This is a genomic window from Nocardia sp. NPDC041819, assembly GCF_055590505.1.
The window spans coordinates 217,616-236,510 of record NZ_JBVJAP010000011.1 but is presented as its reverse complement, the minus strand read 5'-3'; the positions used below and the strand labels follow the sequence as shown (position 1 = coordinate 236,510).

The 18,895-nt window shown below is 68.2% G+C and carries 16 protein-coding genes; 7 read left to right on the top strand and 9 right to left on the bottom strand.

The annotated features are described in order from the left end of the window. Nucleotides 1-43 precede the first annotated feature (43 nt). The 3 genes from ACZ6DL_RS27635 to ACZ6DL_RS27625 form a co-directional block, all read right to left on the bottom strand. Nucleotides 44-190, bottom strand: a complete 147-nt coding sequence (locus tag ACZ6DL_RS27635) for a hypothetical protein (RefSeq protein WP_393230618.1) — start codon at nucleotides 188-190, stop codon at nucleotides 44-46. Nucleotides 191-327: 137 nt separating this feature from the next. Beyond that, nucleotides 328-1,785 carry a lipase maturation factor family protein gene (locus ACZ6DL_RS27630; RefSeq protein ID WP_466055433.1) on the bottom strand — a complete coding sequence of 486 codons (1,458 nt, stop codon included), beginning with the start codon at nucleotides 1,783-1,785 and terminating at the stop codon, nucleotides 328-330. Between the two features lie 76 nt (nucleotides 1,786-1,861). After that, complete coding sequence (locus ACZ6DL_RS27625; protein WP_466055431.1) at nucleotides 1,862-3,412, bottom strand: acyl-CoA carboxylase subunit beta; 1,551 nt, start codon at nucleotides 3,410-3,412, stop codon at nucleotides 1,862-1,864. Nucleotides 3,413-3,630: 218 nt separating this feature from the next. Here ACZ6DL_RS27625 and ACZ6DL_RS27620 point away from each other — a divergent pair, with 218 nt between their 5' ends. Then, nucleotides 3,631-3,966 (top strand): MmcQ/YjbR family DNA-binding protein, encoded by a 336-nt coding sequence (locus ACZ6DL_RS27620; RefSeq protein WP_391465335.1) that lies wholly within the window; start codon nucleotides 3,631-3,633, stop codon nucleotides 3,964-3,966. A 19-nt stretch (nucleotides 3,967-3,985) separates the two neighbouring features. Here the strand turns inward: ACZ6DL_RS27620 and ACZ6DL_RS27615 are convergent, their stop codons facing one another. Continuing rightward, nucleotides 3,986-5,479 carry a hypothetical protein gene (locus tag ACZ6DL_RS27615; RefSeq protein ID WP_466055429.1) on the bottom strand — a complete coding sequence of 498 codons (1,494 nt, stop codon included), beginning with the start codon at nucleotides 5,477-5,479 and terminating at the stop codon, nucleotides 3,986-3,988. A gap of 987 nt (nucleotides 5,480-6,466) precedes the next feature. Here ACZ6DL_RS27615 and ACZ6DL_RS27610 point away from each other — a divergent pair. Both ACZ6DL_RS27610 and ACZ6DL_RS27605 read left to right on the top strand, forming a co-directional pair. Next, the gene (locus ACZ6DL_RS27610) at nucleotides 6,467-7,225 is read left to right on the top strand and encodes a PP2C family protein-serine/threonine phosphatase (protein ID WP_466055427.1); all 759 of its coding nucleotides are present in this window, start codon (nucleotides 6,467-6,469) and stop codon (nucleotides 7,223-7,225) included. 102 nt (nucleotides 7,226-7,327) lie between these two features. Then, entirely contained in the window at nucleotides 7,328-7,810 is a 483-nt protein-coding gene (locus tag ACZ6DL_RS27605; RefSeq protein ID WP_466055425.1) for an adenosine-specific kinase, read from the top strand. 111 nt (nucleotides 7,811-7,921) lie between these two features. Here the strand turns inward: ACZ6DL_RS27605 and ACZ6DL_RS27600 are convergent, their stop codons facing one another. Further along, nucleotides 7,922-8,797, bottom strand: coding sequence for an LLM class F420-dependent oxidoreductase (locus ACZ6DL_RS27600; protein WP_466055423.1), 876 nt, complete (start codon nucleotides 8,795-8,797; stop codon nucleotides 7,922-7,924). A 92-nt stretch (nucleotides 8,798-8,889) separates the two neighbouring features. Continuing rightward, the gene (locus ACZ6DL_RS27595; protein ID WP_466055422.1) at nucleotides 8,890-9,252 is read right to left on the bottom strand and encodes an ArsR/SmtB family transcription factor; all 363 of its coding nucleotides are present in this window, start codon (nucleotides 9,250-9,252) and stop codon (nucleotides 8,890-8,892) included. Nucleotides 9,253-9,345: 93 nt separating this feature from the next. Here ACZ6DL_RS27595 and ACZ6DL_RS27590 point away from each other — a divergent pair, with 93 nt between their 5' ends. Then, entirely contained in the window at nucleotides 9,346-11,304 is a 1,959-nt protein-coding gene (locus ACZ6DL_RS27590; protein WP_466055420.1) for a heavy metal translocating P-type ATPase, read from the top strand. Nucleotides 11,305-11,335: 31 nt separating this feature from the next. On the opposite strand, the gene gndA is transcribed toward ACZ6DL_RS27590, so the two are convergent. Continuing rightward, nucleotides 11,336-12,781, bottom strand: coding sequence for an NADP-dependent phosphogluconate dehydrogenase (gndA, locus tag ACZ6DL_RS27585; protein ID WP_466055418.1), 1,446 nt, complete (start codon nucleotides 12,779-12,781; stop codon nucleotides 11,336-11,338). Nucleotides 12,782-12,929: 148 nt separating this feature from the next. Further along, entirely contained in the window at nucleotides 12,930-13,880 is a 951-nt protein-coding gene (locus ACZ6DL_RS27580) for an alpha/beta hydrolase (protein WP_466055416.1), read from the bottom strand. A 52-nt stretch (nucleotides 13,881-13,932) separates the two neighbouring features. Between ACZ6DL_RS27580 and ACZ6DL_RS27575 the strand changes: the two genes are divergently transcribed. Further along, nucleotides 13,933-14,571 carry a TetR/AcrR family transcriptional regulator gene (locus ACZ6DL_RS27575; RefSeq protein ID WP_466055414.1) on the top strand — a complete coding sequence of 213 codons (639 nt, stop codon included), beginning with the start codon at nucleotides 13,933-13,935 and terminating at the stop codon, nucleotides 14,569-14,571. Here the strand turns inward: ACZ6DL_RS27575 and ACZ6DL_RS27570 are convergent. Continuing rightward, on the bottom strand, nucleotides 14,566-15,087 hold the full coding sequence (locus tag ACZ6DL_RS27570; protein WP_466055412.1) for a MarR family winged helix-turn-helix transcriptional regulator: 522 nt from the start codon (nucleotides 15,085-15,087) through the stop codon (nucleotides 14,566-14,568). The two genes, ACZ6DL_RS27575 and ACZ6DL_RS27570, sit on opposite strands and share 6 nt — an antisense overlap. Nucleotides 15,088-15,303: 216 nt before the next feature. On the opposite strand from ACZ6DL_RS27570, the gene ACZ6DL_RS27565 reads away from it, so the two are divergent. Continuing rightward, nucleotides 15,304-16,533 (top strand): TetR/AcrR family transcriptional regulator, encoded by a 1,230-nt coding sequence (locus ACZ6DL_RS27565; RefSeq protein ID WP_466055410.1) that lies wholly within the window; start codon nucleotides 15,304-15,306, stop codon nucleotides 16,531-16,533. A 216-nt stretch (nucleotides 16,534-16,749) separates the two neighbouring features. Beyond that, nucleotides 16,750-18,585 (top strand): acyl-CoA dehydrogenase, encoded by a 1,836-nt coding sequence (locus tag ACZ6DL_RS27560; RefSeq protein ID WP_466055408.1) that lies wholly within the window; start codon nucleotides 16,750-16,752, stop codon nucleotides 18,583-18,585. Nucleotides 18,586-18,895: the final 310 nt, after the last annotated feature.

Below are 18,895 nucleotides of genomic sequence, written 5' to 3'. Positions count from 1 at the left end.
GTCGTCGTTTCTCGCCAGGCCTTCGTCGGCCAAGGGGGTGTTCTTACAGCAGCGCCAGCGCGATACTCAGCACTGTCAATACCAGAACCCATGCCGCGACGGTCCATTCGATGGGGCCCTCGGAGCCGGGATAACCGCCGTCGCTTTGTCGGGCGGCGCGATACTGCGAGCGCGAGGCCGAAATGGACATGACATCCTCCTTCGGTCGGTTGCGTCATCCAGGCGCATACCCGCTTTCGCCGCCGATCGTCGCCGACGCACTGTGGCGAACAACACCCCATCCTCCGACCTCCGGCGCAAGCCGTTGCCGGGCACGGGTTCTCGAGTTCAGCGACGGCCGGGGTGGCTGTGGTAGCGCAGGTCGTCCAAGGCAAGGGGCGGAACGTAGCGGCTGACCAGGGTGCGGTGCCACCACGCTCGGGTGCGAGCCAATTCGCGCGGTGTGGTGAAGCGATACAGATACAGTTGCGCCCGCACGAAACGCGGCGCGGCATCCGGGAATGGATTGTGCCGCAACAGGCGCAGCGTGGCCGGGTCGTTTTCCAGCAGCCGCGCCAGGAAGGCGGCCAGCCACGACTGCGCGTACCGTGGCGAGGTCGCGGCGAACCACATGAGCCAATCCAGGCGCAGGTGGTAAGGGGCCCATTGGCGTGGCAGCCGGCGCGGATCGCCGGGTTTGCCCTTGAACTCGTATTCCTTCCACTGCGTCCGATCGGTGACGGTCGACTCCTCGGTGCCTTCGACGACCACCTCGTAGCGGGTGCGACCGATGCTGCCGAACGCTCCGTAGGTGTTGACCAAGTGATAGGGGTCGAACGATCGGTTCATGGCCTGATGACTGGAGATCAGGTTGCGCGCCGGGCGGTAGCTCAGGAAGACCACCAGTGCGGTGAACGCGATGACCAGGCCCACGAACCACGGCGGCGGCCCGGGCAGAGGCGGCGGGGCGGGCACCGGTAGCACCGCCGCCACCGCGGACCCGCTGATGGCGCCGCACGCGAGGATGATCGTCAGCCAGTTCAGCCAGGCGAAATTGCCCGACACCACCAACCACACCTGGGTGATCACGATGACGGCCGCGGCGATGCTCGCCACCGGCTGCGGTGCGAACAGGCCGAAGGGCACCACGAGCTGCGCCACGTGATTGCCCACCACCTCCGCCCGGTGCAGCGGCTTGGGCAGGTGGTGGAAGAACCAGCTCAGCGGTCCTGGCATCGGCTGGGTCTCGTGGTGGTAGTACAGGCAGGTCAGATCCCGCCAGCACCGGTCACCGCGCAGTTTGATCAGTCCGGCGCCGAACTCCACCCGGAACAGCAGCCAGCGGGCGAGCAGGAGCACCGGCACCGGCGGCGCGGTGCGGTCGTTGCCGAGGAAGATCACCAGGAACCCGCATTCCAGCAGCAGTGACTCCCAGCCGAACGCATACCATTCCTGCCCCACGTTGACGATCGACAGGTAGAGCACCCACAACGTCGCCCACAGCAGCATCGCCGCCCACAGCGGCACCAGGTCGGCCGCACCGGCGACCAGCGCCGCGGACAGCGCCGCACCGAACCAGGAGACGGCGGCGAAGAAACGATCGGAATAGTGGACGTGGAAGATGCTCGGCGCCTGCCGGAAGGACCGCCGGGCCAGCAAGCGCGGCACCGGAAGCATGCCGTGCTCACCGATCAGCGCCCGGAACTGCCGTGCGGCGACCAGGAAGGCGATCAGATAGACGGCCGCGACGCCGCGCGTCAGCACCTGCCTGCTCAACCAGTATTCGGATGCGGTGAACCAGTCCATGCCCGCAACTCCTCCGACCGCGGACCTTCACCCCCACTCCGCCGCATACCCAGCCCGGCAGCGGGAAAACCCGGCACTACATCGGGTACAGGCTGTGCTTGCGCGGGTTGTGCTCGGCGGCTGCTTCCTTGTCCCGAAGCAGCTGGAGCGCATGCCGTATCTCCAGCCGGGTACGGGATGGTTCGATCACCGCATCGATGTAGCCGCGTTCGGCCGCGATCCACGGAGTGGCGACGGTGGCGTTGTACTGGTCGATCATGAAATCGCGCACCGCCGCGCGCTGTTCTTCCGGCACCTGGAGCAGCTGGCGCCGCCCCGCGATGTCGACCGCGCTCTCCGCGCCGATCACCGCGATGCGGGCGGTCGGCCAGGCCAGGCTGATGTCGGCGCCGAGCTGCTTGCATGCCATGAAGCCGTAAGCGCCGCCATAGGACTTGCGCACCACGACGTTGATGATGGGCACGGTCGCCTCGATGATCGCGCGGAACACGCGTCCGCCGCGGACGATGACACCGTTGCGTTCCTCTTCGACGCCGGGAAGCACGCCGGGAGTGTCCACGACGAACACCAAGGGGATGCCGAAGGCGTTGCACAGCCGGATGAAATGCGTTGCCTTGTCGGAGCATTTCGCGTCGACCGCTCCCCCGAGCACCAACGGCTGATTGGCGACGACCCCGACGCTGCGTCCGTCCACGCGCGTGAAGCCGGTGATCAGATTGGCCGCGGTGGCGGAGCGGATCTCGTGGAAATCACCGTCGTCGAAGATGCGCAGCAGGATCTCGTGCATGTCGTATCCCTCGCGATCGGAGTCCGGGATGATCGACTCGAGCTCGAGGTCGGTCGTGGTGATCTCCGGCTCGAGACCGGGGTTCACCAGCGGCGCCTGCTCCAGGCAGCTCGACGGCAGGTAGCTCAGGTACTTGCGGGCCCAGTCGAATGCCTCCTGTTCGGTCGCGGTCACGTGGTGGATCGTGCCGTTGCGGGCCTGCACGTGTGCGCCGCCCAGTTCCTCCGCGGTCACGTCTTCACCGGTCACCGTCTTGATGACCTCGGGACCGGTGACGAACATGTAGGAGTTCTCGGTCGCCACGAGAACGTCGGTGTTCACCGGGCCGTATACCGAACCCGCGGCGCACTTGCCGAGCATGATGGAGACCTGCGGGACGAATCCGGACAACCGCTCTTGGCGTCGGCTCATGTGGGCGAACCAGGCCAGCGAGGTGACCGCGTCCTGGATCCGGGCGCCGCCGGAATCGTTGATCGCCACCACCGGGCAGGCCTTCTCGTACGCGAACTTCAGGATGTGCGCGACCTTCCGGCCGAACATCTCGCCGACCGAGCCGCCGTAGACCGTCTGGTCGTGCGCGATGACCACGACCGGTCTGCCGTCGATGCGGCCGTGGCCGGTGACCACTCCGTCGCCGTACTTCGCGTCCGGGGCTCCCGGTGTGCGCGCGAGTGCGCCGATCTCGACGAACGTTCCGGGATCCAGCAACGATCGCACGCGCTCACGGGCACTCGGGATGCCCTTGCTCTGCCGTTTGGCGATACCGGACGCACCCGCCGGTTCCTCGGCGGTCGCGAGGGTGTCCCGCAATCGCTCCAACTTCTCGCGCGTGCCGACCATTCGGATACTGCCCTCTCGACCTCACCGACAACTGCGCCGAACGATAGGGGGCTGGACGACGAGCACCGAGGTCACGAGACGATTACTGGGCACTTCACAACGCGCCGGCCGTCGCGTTGGCACCACGCCCTATTGTTCCGACCGGCCCCGCACCGGCGATCTCGTCGGGGGCGGACCACGCACGGGGAGTTCCATTCCGGCCTGGAAGGATTCGGTGCATGAGTTTCACCGGGGACGATGTCCGGTCCTTCGCGCTGTCGCTACCGGAGACATCCGAGCAGTTCACCTGGGGGATGCCGACCTTCCGGGTCGCGGGCAAGTTGTTTCTCACCCTTCCGGAGGCGGAGACCTCGATGGCGGTCCGCTGCCCCATCGCCGATCGCGACGAACTCGTCGTCGCCGAACCGGGCAAGTTCTGGATCGCCGCGCACGAAGCGAACAACGCCTGGGTCCGCGTGCGTCTGACCGCCCTCGACGACCTGGCCGAACTGGAAGCCATCGTGCTCGACTCGTGGCGGCAGGCCGCACCCCGGCATCTCCTCGACGCCGGGTGACCTGCTCGCGCCACTCGCCTCAGCGTGCGCGGCGGCGGCGTGGCCGGGGCGCGAGTTTCAGGCCGAACAGCAGATCGGTATTGCGGACCGGCGCCGGTTGTTCGGACATCCGGAGCAGTCCGGCACGGCGGATCCAGCTGTGGTGCCAGTGGTACAGGTCCGGAAGGCTCACCTCGCATGCCGCGGCGAGCCTGCGAAGGCGGAAGCCGGCGCCGCCGATGGCCCCGGTGAACAGTTTGCTGTTCGGGGTGGGTCGCGATTCCTGCGAGACGCGGGCGTCGTAGAGCAAGGCGCGCGCAGGCGGCGGTATCACCCACACGTACAGGTCGGGTGCGTGGGTGTAGCCGATCGGGCCGTTGAAGATCAGCGCGTCGGCGGTCAGCGCGACACAGGGAATGGCGTTGAGTTCCATCGCGGTGGCACCGGTGAAGAGCGCGGTGACGAGCGCCGCCGCGTCCACCGGATCGGCGGTCCTGGCCCGGACACGGGCGATGACGTCGTGGTCGATCGGGACCGTGGTCAGCCCGGGCCCGACCGAGTAGGCCAGATCCGGCGGCAGATCCAGCCGCAAGCCGTGCAGCAGGAACGCGGCTTGGGCGCCGCGCAGGCGCGTGACGGTGTGCCCGCGACTGGGGCTGTCGGCCACCAGGCTGCCGAGGAACCGGTACAGGCTCAGGATGTCGTTCCACTCGTCCACCACACCGGCGCCGGGACCCGGCTGGAAGCGATTCGGCGAGCTGAGCCGAGGTTGCAGCACCGAGAGCATGTATTCGGCCAGACCTGCCCCGCGGGGACCCAGCCAGCTCCCGACGCCGTTCTGGTTCAGGTCGTGACGACACTGCCTGCCGGTGTGTTCGGCGAGCCACCGACAGGTCGTCTGGATCCCCTCGGTGTAGACGGCGTCGATGCGCGCGAACTCCTGCGGCGGCAGGCTTCGGTAGGCATCGGCAAGGAAGGTGGTGACATCGCCATCGGAGATCTGCGGCAGCAGTCCGCCTCCGGCCGCTTCCGACAGCGTGATGATGCGCGACGGCCGGTGGCTGACCTGCCCGTACCCCACCTGCCGGGTCGGCGGCTCGAAGCCATCAATGCGCGTGGTGGGCGGGTCGGGGACACCGATGCGCGTCGTCGCTGCCTCGGGGGCATCGGTCTGCGTCGTCGCTGCCTCGGGGACATCGGTCTGCGTCGTCGCTGCCTCGGGGACATCGGTCTGCGTGGTCGCTGCCTCGGGGGGATCGATCCGCGTGGTCGCTGCCTCGGGGGGATCGATCCGCGTAGTCGGTGCGTCGGGAACATCGACGCGTGGGGACGCGGTGTCGGGGACATCGATGCGCCTGGTGGGCGCGCTGGCGGCGCGGCGGTCCGCAAGCCACCGCCGCAGGTCCTCCTCCGGCACGCCCAGCCGCTGCGAGGTCGATCGCATCCGTTCGGCAGAAAGTTCGTTGTGTTCGTCGAGCTGGGCCAATCTTTCCAGCTCGGACGGACGCAGCGTGGGCACGCTTGCGTCGACCACAGCCACAACCTCCTGGATTTCTGGACCCACGGCGCAACACGGCGGGTTCGAGACGTCAGTTGCAGAGCATTCGATCACGTACCCGCCGGTAGGGCGGGGAATTCAACGGAGTTTCGTCTGTTGTCTACGTCACCGACAACTCCACTATCTACCGAAATCTCGCGCACCGAATGCGTTTTGCCTAGTCAAGATGTCTGTCGCCGCCGGCGACGCAAAGACGTGGCCGATGCCGACACCGGAAATTTCGGCGCCCGTGTCTACGGTGCTGGACACCGCCAATACTGCACACCGAACATTGCGGCCGAGTCGGCCTTACGGCGCGGAGCGCGCGCCGCCCCGGCGCACACCAGGACCGCCGAGCCGACACCCGACCACCGTCGCGTCCACATCCCCTCGCCGAGCAGGAGCGGTCCGCTGCCCGGACCACCCGCCGACACAATCCGTGCGCACGCGACCGCGACCGGCGAGGCGAGCGCTGCCGCAGCGCCGGACAGCGGCGACCATGTCCTGTCCCGGAGGCCGCGCTGAGCCGTTGCGAGCCGACGGCTCCGAGTTTGCGGCCGTCGCGGTATCGGGCGCACTGTTCGCCCTCGGCCTGCCTGCCCGCACGGGAGGAATCGGCCTCGGCGAGTGACATGCTGCGTGCGTCCCCACCGCACTGACGAGAAGATGAATATGCCGAGCAGCCCGGCAGTAAGCCGATTGATTGCCGGAATCCGGAAGCAATGTTGCGAAATGGGAAGTTCGACACGGAAACAATGATCGATATTGCGCCACTGCATCCACCCGCGATCGGCATCGATCGAATACGAGACGCAAAGCACACCGATGCTTGCCGGAGCGGCCGCGGGATGGCGGCCGTGACCGGATCGAGAGCGAATTCTCAGTGTCCCCACAACGAACTCTCGACAAGCCCAAATACGGGTGCGGTCTCCTTGAAGGGTGCTGGTCGGCAGCACTCGAGCCCAGCCAGGAGGAGACCAGTTCATGTACACCGGCACTACTGCAAGCCTGCCGCGGATCGAGATGCCCTGGCTGGGCGCGGCGATGGGCGCCTCGGCCAGTCGGCGTTCGTCACGGTCGATCAACGCCGACGCTGTCGCGATCGAGAGCGATGCGATGAGCGGAGCGACAGCGTTCGTGGTCGCCGACGGTGTGGGAGACCATCTCCTCGGCGCCAGGGCGGCACGCACGGTGGCCGCGGCGGCGGCACATGCGGGCGCCCGGGACGGGGCGCGAGCGGGAATTCTCGCGGCGCAAGAAGAATTGCTGCGCGAAGTCCCGGAACCCTCCGCCGACAGCGTGCTCGTGGTGGCGGTATTGCCGACCGCCGGTCGACCCGATGGCCCCTGCGAGGTGGCATGGGTCGGCGACTGCCGGGCGTACCGCTGGAACGGGCGGGTGCTGCACCAGATCACCACCGACCACACCGTGGCCGAGTCCTACCGAGCCCGCGGGCTGGCGGTCACCCCGCGAATGAGCCATCTGGTCACCACCTCGGCCCGCACCGTCCGACCGGACGAGATCGGGTATGCCGCCACCGGATCGAGCACGGGCAGACTGCTGCTGAGCACCGACGGAGTGCACAAGCCACTCGGTATCGCCGCCGTCAAGGCCATTCTCGCGGACGGCGAGGCGGCCCACGCGATCGCCAACTCCCTGGTCGACGCCGCCCTCGTGGCCGGAGGAAGGGACAACGCCACCGCGCTGGTGGTGGACCTCCCTGCCCGCACCGCCGACGGCTAGCTCCCGCGACCGGCTCGGGAGTCACCGCGGGCTGCACGCGACGCGTGCGAGAGAAATGCCGAAATGCTATGAATCGACATCGCCGAGGCGCAGTATGTCGCTGTGGAGTTGACAGCCGTACGCATCGACAAACCGGACGAACTCAACGTCATCATCGGACAGTCCCACTTCATCAAAACTGTGGAAGACCTGCACGAAGCGCTGGTCGGCGTAAGTCAGCACCTGCGCTTCGGGCTGGCGTTCTGCGAGGCCTCCGGCCCGCGCCTGGTCCGCCACTCCGGCAACGACGATTCCCTCGTCGAACTCGCCACCAAGAACGCGGTCGACCTCGGGGCCGGGCACTCGTTCATCGTCTTTCTGCGCGAGGGTTATCCCGTCAACGTGCTCAATGCCGTGCGGCAGGTCCCCGAGGTCTGCGAAATCTTCTGCGCCACAGCCAATCCCGTCGAGGTTCTGATCGCCGAGACGGAACTCGGCAGAGGAGTCGTCGGCGTGATCGATGGCTCGGCGCCGCTCGGCGTGGAGAATGCCGACGACCAGGCAGCCCGTAGGCGGCTGTTGCGCCAGATCGGCTACAAACTGTAGCCCGCGGTCGGCGACCTTCCAGGCCGCCGACCGCGACATGCTCATCCCCGGGTCCGCAATCCCCTACCGCGACACCTCATCCGCGGCGCCTTCGCGTTCCGCCGCCGCGCCTCAGCCGAGTTCCGCCAGTTGCGCCACGGCGGGCGCCATGCCATCGATCCAAGCCGCCGGTGAGCCGGTGGTCGGAGTGACGATGGCGGTGTCGATGCCGAGTTTCGCGTAGTCGGCCATCTGCCGGACGAAATCGTCACGGTTCTCCGGGCTCGGCCGCGGATTGTTGGCGATGATCGTCTTGCGGATCTCGTCGTAGTCGCGGCCGACGTCGTCGCAATGCCGTCGCAGCACATCGAGCTTGTGCTCGACGTCCGCGGGCGAGGAGCCGAACAGGTTGCAGGCGTCGCCGTATTGCGCGACCAAGCGCAGCGTCTTGCGCTCTCCTCCGCCGCCGATGAGCACCTTCGGCCGGTTGATCGGCCGCGGCGAGCACAGCGTCTCGGCCAGCTGGTAGTACTTCCCGTCGAACACCCCGTTGTCCTGGGGGTCCCACATCTGGCGGCAGATGCGCAACGTCTCTTCCAGCCGCTCGAAGCGTTCGGCGGTCGAGGGAAACGCCACGCCGAGCCCACGGTGTTCGCGCTCGAACCAGGCGGCGCCGATGCCCAGGACCGCCCGGCCACCCGACAGGACGTCGAGCGTGGTGACGATCTTGGCGAGCAGCCCGGGGTGGCGATAGGTCACGCCGGTGACGAGCAGGCCGAGGTCGACGCGCGACGTGTGCGCGGCAAGATAGCCGAGAGTGGTGTAGCCCTCCAGCATGTTCGCCTCCGCGGGCAGGCCCGTCGGCTCGATCTGGAAGTAGTGGTCCATGAACGACAACCAGGTCGCCCCGGAGGCCTCCGCTGCCGCGCCGACCCGCGCCAGCTCACCGGCGATAGCGGTCGTGCCACCGTCGATATCGAAGACGGGTACGTGAAAACCGAGCTCCATGAAGCGGTCCCTTCTGCTGGTCAACCGTGTACGAGCGCACACTAAGTGCTGGAGTGCGCTCCAGGTCAAGGGACCGGATCAGGGCAGAGCGGTCAGCCGGCGGTCTCGGGGCGGTCGGACAATCCGAGGCGCAGATGTTCGCTGTGGTAGATCGCCTCGTCCAGCAGCTGGGCGACGTGGTTGTCGTAGAGGCTGTAGACGATGCTGCGGCCGGTGCGCGCACCCGTGACCAGCCCCAGATTGCGCAGCAGGCGAAGCTGGTGGGAAACAGCGGACTGTTCCATGCCGACCGCGTCGGCCAGCGCGCTCACCGACAGAGGCCCCTGGCGCAGCTGCGTGAGGATCATCAAGCGGCTCGGGGTGGCCAGCGCCTGCAATGTGGTCGCCACATGGTTGGCCGATTCCGGATCCAGGCGCGCGGCAGGTCGATCCCTGCCTTCGACACCGTGTCCCATGAGTGAACAGCATACCCTAGGAACAAATGAAGACATGTTCATGCTTTCTGATATGGTCGGGCGGTCTGTTCATTGCCGTCCTGGAGGTGACCCGTGGCCGCGCCGACCCTCGTGCCGACCCGTCCGACTTCGCCGACCGGTCGTGTGCCTACGCACCGGACCCGATTGTTCGCTCTGCCGGAAGTACGGTGGGCCGCAGTGGCTGTCGCGTTCTTCCTCGCCGGTCTGGCGACGCAGCTGGCCGATGGACCGCGCGGGGTGTGGTGGGGTTTGTACTTGGCCTGTTACGCCGCGGGCGGATGGGAACCGGGATGGGCCGGGCTGCGGGCATTACGCGACAGGACGCTCGACGTCGATTTGCTCATGGTCGCCGCGGCGATCGGCGCGGCGGCCATCGGCCAGATCACCGACGGCGCCTTGCTGATCGTCATCTTCGCCACCTCGGGCGCCCTGGAAGCGCTGGCCACTGCCCGGACCGAGGACTCGGTACGCGGACTACTCGACCTGACGCCGCAGACCGCGACCCGGCTCGCCGATGGCGGAGAGGAGCAGACGGTGCACGCCGCCGACCTGCGCGTCGGTGATCTTCTCGTGGTGCGTCCCGGTGAACGGATCGCCGCCGACGCGACGGTGCTCTCCGGCGGCAGCGAGGTCGATCAGGCCACCATCACCGGCGAACCGCTGCCGGTGGACAAAGCCGCGGGCGACGAGGTGTTCGCGGGCACTCTCAACGGCACCGGAGTGCTGCGAATCCGGGTGAATCGCCGCGCGGAGGACTCCGTGGTCGCGCGGATCGCGGCCCTGGTCGAGCAAGCGGCCCGAACCAAGGCGCGCGCACAGCTTTTCATCGAGAAGGTGGAGCAGCGCTACTCGATCGGCATGGTTCTGATCACCCTCGCCGTGTTCGTCGTTCCGCTGCTGTTCGGCGACACCCTGCGGCGGGCGCTGCTGCGGGCGATGACGTTCATGATCGTCGCCTCCCCCTGCGCGGTGGTGCTGGCCACCATGCCGCCCCTGCTGGCGGCCATCGCCAACGCCGGGCGCCACGGCGTCCTGGTCAAATCCGCGGTGGTCATGGAAAGGCTCGGCGCCACCACGCACGTCGCCTTCGACAAGACCGGCACGCTGACCCGTGGCATTCCCGAGCTGGCCGAAATCCGCTGCCTGGACGAACGATTCACCGACGACGAGTTGCTCCGACTGGCCGCCGCGGCCGAGCACCCGAGCGAGCACCCCTTGGCGGCGGCGATCGTGCGCGCGGCCCGCGCCCGGGGGCTGCGACTGCCCGAGGTCACCGCGTTCACCGCGAACCCCGGTCGCGGCGTCACCGCCCGCGTCGGCGACCAGCTCATCGGCGTCGGCTCCCCCACCGCGTCGGAACTCGCCCCCGGCCTGCGAACAACCGTCGAAGCGCTCCAGGCGAGCGGCTGCACCGCCGTGGTCGTGACCCGCGAGCACCAGCCGATCGGGGTATTCGCGCTGACCGACCGGCCGCGGCCGGAAGCGGCGGCGGCGGTGCGGGCGACCACCGAGATCACCGGCACCGCACCGGTATTGATGACGGGCGACAACGCCGCCACCGCCGAGCGGCTCGCCGCCCGGGTCGGCATCACCGACGTACGAGCCGAACTCCTGCCCGACGACAAGGTGACCGCGGTGCGCCGGCTGCAGGCCGACGGGCGGAAGGTGACGGTGGTCGGCGACGGCATCAACGATGCCCCGGCTCTCGCCGCGGCCGAGGTCGGTATCGCCATGGGCGGGGCCGGATCCGATCTGACCTTGCAGACCGCGGACGCTGTGGTCGTGCGCGACGATCTGACGACGATCCCGGCGGTGATCGCGTTGTCCCGGCAGGCGCGGCGGGTGGTGGTCGCCAACCTGGCCATCGCCGCCACCTTCATCGGCGTGCTGGTCGTCTGGGACCTCGCCGGAACCCTGCCGCTCCCGCTCGGCGTCGCCGGGCACGAGGGCTCCACCGTCATCGTCGGGCTCAACGGATTACGCCTGCTCCGCCGGGCGGCGTGGGAACGAGCTGCCGGGACAGCGGATTGACACCGGCCCCGGCATGCGGCAGCGCGACCGGCTAGTCGGCGCGAACCTCGCTGCGGTCCTCGCTCCAGAGCGTGTGGAATTTGCCTTCGGCGTCGACGCGTTCGTAGGTGTGCGCGCCGAAGAAGTCACGCTGCCCCTGGGTGAGCGCGGCCGGGAGGCGCTCGGCACGCAGAGCGTCGTAGTAGGACAGCGACGACGCGAACGCGGGCACCGGAATGCCGAGCAGGGTCGCGGTGGCCACGACGCGGCGCCAGCTGTCGATGGCGGTCTCGATCGCCGCGCGGAAGTAGGGCGCGAGGATCAAGCTCGGCAGCGCCGGGTTCTCGTCGTAGGCTTCCTTGATCCGGTTCAGGAAACGGGCGCGGATGATGCAGCCGCCGCGCCAGATCGTCGCGAGGTCGCCGGGGCGCAGACTCCAGTCGTATTCCGCACTGCCCGCGGCGATCTGGTCGAAGCCCTGGGCGTAGGCGACCACCTTCGAGGCATAGAGCGCCTGCCGGATGTCTTCGGTGAATTGCTCGACGTCGGTGGGCTTTTCGGCCAACCGGCCGGAGGCGAGACCCTGCGCGGCCTTGCGCTGCGCACGCGAGCCCGACAGTGCCCGGGCGAATACCGCTTCGGCGATGCCGGTCACCGGCACACCGAGGTCGAGCGCGGACTTCACCGTCCAGCGCCCGGTGCCCTTCTGCTCCGCCGCGTCGACGATCACATCGACCAGCGGCTTGCCGGTCTTCGCGTCGACCTGATTCAGGACCTCGGCGGTGATCTCGACGAGGTAGCTCTCCAGGTCACCGGAGTTCCATTGGGTGAACACATCGGCGATCTGCTTCGCGTCGAAGCCGAGCGCGTCGCGGAACAGGTGGTAGGCCTCGCCGATCAGCTGCATGTCGGCGTACTCGATGCCGTTGTGCACCATCTTGACGAAATGCCCTGAGCCGTCGGGACCGATATGGGTGCAGCAGGGCGTACCGTCCACCTTCGCCGCGATGGACTCCAGCAGCGGCCCCAGCGAGTCGTAGGACTCCTTGGGCCCGCCCGGCATGATCGCGGGGCCGTTGAGCGCGCCTTCTTCGCCACCGGAGATACCTGCGCCGACGAAGTTCAGCCCGCGCTCGCGCATCGCGGCTTCCCGCCGAATGGTGTCGGTGTAGAGGGCATTCCCGCCGTCGATGATGATGTCGCCCGGCTCCATCGCGGCCGCCAGTTCCTCGATGACCGCGTCGGTCGGGGCGCCTGCCTTGACCATGATCAGCACCCGGCGCGGCTTCTCCAGCGCGGCGACGAACTCCTCGATCGTCTCGGCCCGCACGAAGTCGCCGTCGTCGCCGTGCGCCTCCAGCAGTGCGTCGGTCTTGGCGACGGTGCGGTTGTGCAGCGCGACGGTGTAGCCGTTCCTGGCGAAGTTCCGTGCGATGTTGCTACCCATGACCGCCAGACCGGTGACCCCGATCTGTGCACGCGCTGTAGAGGTCGGCATCAATCAGCTCTCTTCGTTCGACAGGGCGGCGCGTCCGCGCGAAACTGTTCGGCGGCTGCATCGTGGCATCCGTTCCACGACGCTTCAGACCTTACTTACCCGCCCCGCCGCGGCGGGCACGGAGGGCAGCGCGAGCCGCTCGGCGCGGTCACCTGCCCGCCCGGCCGCGTGACTTCACCCACCGGCCGATCGGGGGGCCGGAGGTGAGCTCGTCGCGGATCTCGGCCAACGCGTCCCCCAACTGGTGGATGCCCGGCGTCTCGACGGGGTAGTGCCCCGCCGCGTCCAGCACGACCAGGCGCTTGGGTGCGGCGATCCGATCGAAGAACGCCTGGCTCAGGGAAAGCGGTGTCCACCGATCGGCGCCGGGATGAACCAGCCACACGGGGCAGGCGGTGAATTCCTCCGGTTCGAGAACGGGAACGGATCGCAGATATGTCCGCAGGAAGCCCAGCGGTATCCAGGTGCCACCACCGCGGGGATCGGTAGAGATCATCCGGGTCAGCTCGGGGTCGTTCGCTATCGCGGACATGTTCGCGAGCAACCGCATCGGGACGCGCACGTTATCGGCCACGGGAACCAGCAACCGTGTCCCGCGCCGGCACAGCCACCGGTGCCGGGCGATCGCCGCGCGAACCCGCGGCAGCCGCGGGTCGAGCAGACAGGTGGCCGCGACCGCGTCGACCATGCCGGTGCCCGCCGCCGCCGCGTACGCCAGCATGCCGCCCATGCTCGCTCCGGCCAGCACCAGCGGCCGCGGGTCCTCCGCCCGGACCGTCCGGACCAGATCCACGACGCAGTCCACCCAGTCCTGATAACGGATTCCGCGCGACGACGGGACTCGGGTCCGGCCATAGCCGGGCAGGTCGGGAACCCGCACGTCGAACCCCCGCGCCGCCGCGAGCGCCGCGAACGGCCACATCGCCGCGGCGTGACCACCGGCACCGTGCAGCACGATCATCCGCACCCGCGCCTCCGGCCGGGGGATGCGCTCGATGTGCACCAGGTGGTCACGCCACGACCAGACACCGGATTCCGGTCGGAGATCGGCGTCCCCACGTAGGTCGGCGGGAAGAAATGCGAGGTAGGAGGCGTGCATGCTCTAATAATTCGAGCAATCCTCGGTTTTGCCAACTCGATTTCAGGACGCCATGTCGACACCCCGGAAAACCCCGCGCCAGCAGCGGTCGGAGTTCACCTTCGACGCGATCCTGGACGCCGCTGCTCGACTTTTCCAACAGCACGGCTACGCCGCGACGACGACCAACAAGATCGCCGAACTCGCCGGTGTCTCGATCGGCACGCTCTATCACTACGTCCCCGACAAGGACGCACTCCTCTACTCGCTCGCCGAGCGCCACCTGCGCCAGGCCTCGGTGGCCTTGCTCGCGGCAGCCGAGCGACTGCGGGCCGAGCAACCACCGCTGGAGGAAACCATTCGGCAGCTGGTCGTCGCCGTGACCCGGTTGCACACCGCTCAACCGGACTTGCACCGGCTGCTCTTCGATCAGGCGCCGCGCACACCCGAAGGCATCGCACGCCTACGGCAAGTCGAAGAGGCCCTCGCAGGCGAAGTGGAATTCCACCTGCGCCGTCTCGACGTCGGCGGCACCGACCCGGCGTTGACCGCCATGTTGCTCGTTCAGGCGGTGGAGGCGCAGATCCACGGCGCGGTCCTCGATCCGCCGGCCGGCCGCACCGCGGACGACTGCGGCCGAGCCATCGTCGACCTGTGGACCCGAGCGCTCACTCCGCCGGCCGCCCCCGCGCGCCCGGCGGCCGGGTCATAGGGGGCAGTCCGCGCGAGACGACTCGTCGTCGAGGCCGGTACCGCCGCCGATCAACGCCTCCGGGCCGCGATCACCGTAGGCGATGCGCTCGAGCAGATCCAGGACCTCGCCGACCTTGTACAACTCGCCGGACCGCAGGCTCTCGGACAACGCCTGCGCCAGAGCGTCGTTCGCGGACGCCTGGTGGCCGCACACCCACGCCCGGCCTTCGTCGGTGAGGGTCAGATTCACCCGGCGCCCGTCGTCCGGATCGCGCACACCGACGATCAGGCCCTGATCGCGCAGCCCGTCGACCACATTGCGCATCGTCTGCGGCCTCAGCATCTCCAGCCGCGCCAGGTCGACCGCGGCCAAGGCGCCGTATCGGTGCAGACGTCCCAGCACCGCCCACTGCGTCGCCGACAGCCGCCGTTCATCGGGATCCCTCCGGGCGCGCCGCAGAATCACGGTCGACGCGATACGCAGGCGGGCCGCCATGCTCGACAGTGCTGTGGCGTCCGCGGTGTCAGCGCTCACGGGCGGGCTCCCTCTGCTTACCTGATCGACAACGATCCACGGGCTGGTGATAGCTGCGGGAAGCCTACTCGACAGTAGAAGCCGTACGTCGGCTATGACGAAATCGTCATACATATGGGTGGCCGCGCCGATCCCCCGTGGCGTACCGGCGAACGGATCGCGCGCGGAGGCGGCCCGGCACCGCCGCGGACCCTCCGATACGCGACACTGACCGCGATGGGCACACAGGCGAACGGCGCACAGCCGCGGCGGAGACCACCTCATCGGCGCGAGATGATCCTGCACGCCGCGGTCGACGCCTTCACCCACGGCGGCTATTACGGCACCACGATGGCCGACATCGCCGCGGCGGTCGGCATCTCGGCGACGGCGCTGTATCGGCACTTCCGCAACAAGCAGCAGCTTCTGGGCCAGTGCCTGCTGGTGGGGCTCGACGACACCTTGAACCGGCTGGACGCCGCGTATCACACCGACGATTCCGGTGACGCCGTGCTCGCCGAACTGGTCCGGGTGGCTCTGGAACTGCGCGGCCTGCCGAGGTTGTGGCAATTGGAGTTCCGCAACCTCACCACCGCCGACAAGACCGCCGTCCTGGTCCGCGCCTCGCGGATCACCCGCTATCTGCGGCACACCATCGGCATGCGCCGACCGGAGTTGAGCGGCGCGGATGTCGAACTGCTGAGCTGGTGCGTGCTCTCGATCGCGGTCAGTCCCTCCTATCACCGCGCCGAACTACCCGCGCCGGTTGCCGCACAGGTGCTCGACGCCGCCGTCGCGGCGGTGATCACCACCGAAATGCCCGAGCACCCGGCCGGCCCCGCCCCGAACCGGCCACCGCGCACCGAGACCGGCAACACCGCGCTGGATCGAGCGCTGCGGTCGGAGCGGATGCTTGCCGAGGCGGCGCGATTGTTCAGCACCCGCGGGTATGCCGCGGTGGGAATCGAAGACATCGGTGCGGCCGTCGGGGTCACCGGCCCCGCCTTGTATCACCACTTTTCGAGCAAGGCGGAGTTGCTGGACCAAATCGTGCGGCGCCAGGACGAGTGGCTTCGGCTGCTGCTCGCCCGGGCGATCGCCGAGGGCCGCAGCGCCGAGGAATCCATGCGCTCACTCATGCGAAGCTTCGCGCAACTGGGCGTGGACGAGCCCGATCTGCTGGCGATCACCGTCAGCGAGACCCGGCATCTTCCGGGAGAGGCGGTGCAGCGCTACCGGAGAGTGCGCTTGGACGGCATCGCCCAGTGGGCCCGCATGCTGCAGGCCGTGCGGCCGGACCTGCCCGCTCCGGCCGCGCGGGTGCTGAGCCGAGCCGTCACCACCGTCGTCATCGATGCCGTCCGCAACCCGCGCTTCCGGCGCAGGGCCGATCTCGTCGACGTTCTCGTGGCCATCGGCGAGCGGATCGAAACGGCCGGAATCCCTGGCCGCGTTTCCGCACCGTGATTTATGCCACTTAGTGACCATTAACTTAGCTTCACCAATTGCGCGCTAGCAGCGGATAGAACACTGTCGGACATACGACCATTTACTTAGTGGTCATTAACATGAGATTGCTTTCGGGTCATCGGTGCCGCACAGTGTGCCGTGGGTGATCGCCGCTGCGCGCGCCCGCCGAATCCCTTGCCGGTACACCGGCCGTTTCTCGAAAGGCATTGGCCCGTGAGCCATTACAAGAGCAACGTGCGCGACCTCGAGTTCAATCTGTTCGAGGTGTACGGACTCGACGACATCCTCCGGAACGGAGCATTCGGCGACCTGGACGGCGACACCGTGCGGTCGATGCTGGCGGAGGCCGCGCGCTTGGCCGAAGGACCGGTCGCCGAACCGTACGCCGACACCGACCGCAACCCGCCGGTTTTCGATCCGGCCACCCACTCGGTCAGCCTGCCCGAGTCGTTCAAGAAGGCGGTGCGCGCCTGGTACGACGCGGAATGGTGGCGCGTCGGCAAGGCCGAGGGTGTCGGGGGCGTGCCCGCCCCTTCGATGGTCAGCTGGGCGATCACCGAATTCGTCCTCGGGGCGCAGCCCGCGGCTTACATGTACCTGACCGGACCGATGATGGCCCACATCACCTATGGCATCGGCACCGAGCAGCAGCGGCGCTGGGCCCAGTTCATGACCGAACGCAACTGGGGCGCCACGATGGTGCTGACCGAGCCCGACGCCGGTTCCGACGTCGGCGCGGGCCGCACCAAGGCGGTCGAGCAGGAGGACGGCTCCTGGCACATCGAGGGCGTCAAGCGGTTCATCACCTCCGCCGACTCCGATGACCTGTTCGGAAACATCATGCACCTGGTGCTGGCCCGCCCCGAGGGCGCCGGACCGGGCACCAAGGGCCTGTCGCTGTTCTTCGTACCGAAGTTCCACTTCGACCACGAGACCGGCGAACTGGGCGAGCGCAACGGCGTCTTCGTCACCAATGTCGAGCACAAGATGGGCCTGAAGGCCTCGGCCACCTGTGAGGTCACCTTCGGCGGCCACGGCATCCCCGCCAAGGGCTGGCTGGTCGGCGAGGTACACAACGGCATCGCGCAGATGTTCCAAGTCATCGAGGAAGCGCGGATGATGGTGGGCACCAAAGCCATCGCCACCTTGTCCACCGGCTACCTCAACGCCCTCGAATACGCGAAGACACGCGTGCAGGGCAGTGATCTCACCCGGATGGCGGACAAGGCCGCGCCGAAGGTGACCATCACCCGGCACCCCGACGTGCGCCGGTCGCTGATGATGCAGAAGGCGTACGCCGAGGGGCTGCGCGCGATCTATCTCTACACCGCAGGCCATCAGAACGACGTTGTCGCGCAACATATCTCGGGCGCCGACGCCGATCTGGCCGCGCGGGTCAACGACCTGCTGCTGCCGATCGTCAAGGGCGTCGGCTCGGAGCGGGCCTACCAGTACCTGACCGAGTCGCTGCAGACCCTCGGCGGTTCCGGCTTCCTGCAGGACTACCCGATCGAGCAGTACATCCGCGACGCGAAGATCGACTCGCTCTACGAAGGCACCACCGCGATCCAGGCGCAGGACTTCTTCTTCCGCAAGATCGCCCGCGACCGTGGCGTCGCACTGGCCCACCTCGCGGGCAAGATCCGCGACACGGCGCAATCCACCGACGGCAACGGCCGGCTCAAGGCGGAGAAGATCCTGCTCGCCACCGCGCTCGAAGACGTCCAGGACATGGCGGGCCGCTTCACCCAGCACCTGCTCGCCGCCCAGCAACAGCCCACCGAGTTGTACAAGATCGGGCTGAACTCCGTTCGCTTCCTGCTCTCCGTCGGTGACCTCCTCGTCGCCTGGCGGCTGATCGTCGCCGCCGAGATCGCCTCGGCCGCACTCGACGCCGGCCCCGGCGAGCAGGACCGCGCCTTCTACGAAGGCAAGGTCGCCGTCGCGTCGTTCTTCGCCAAGACGGTCCTGCCGCACCTCAGCGCGGAATGGTCGGTTATCTCCGATGTCGACATCAGCGTCATGGATCTCGACGAAGCCGCGTTCTGACGGGCCACCGCGCGCAGGCCCGGGGCGCGTCGACCGAACGACGGCTCGGCAGCAGGGTGCGGTCACGAAGACCGCGCCGGGGAACGTGCGATCGGGGAGAGCAGACCGGCACGGGAACAGTCCGGAAAGCTCCGGACTGTTCCCGTGCCGGGTCGAACATCTTCGATGCGGTGGCGGCGGCCACGCCGCGCCGGTCGAGGAACGCGTCAGACGGTCTCCTGCCGGATGGCGTAGATCTCGCGCACTTCCGCGACGACGGCGCGGATGCGGCGCCGGTCCGTCTCGGCTACGCCCGGCTCCGCTCGCCCGA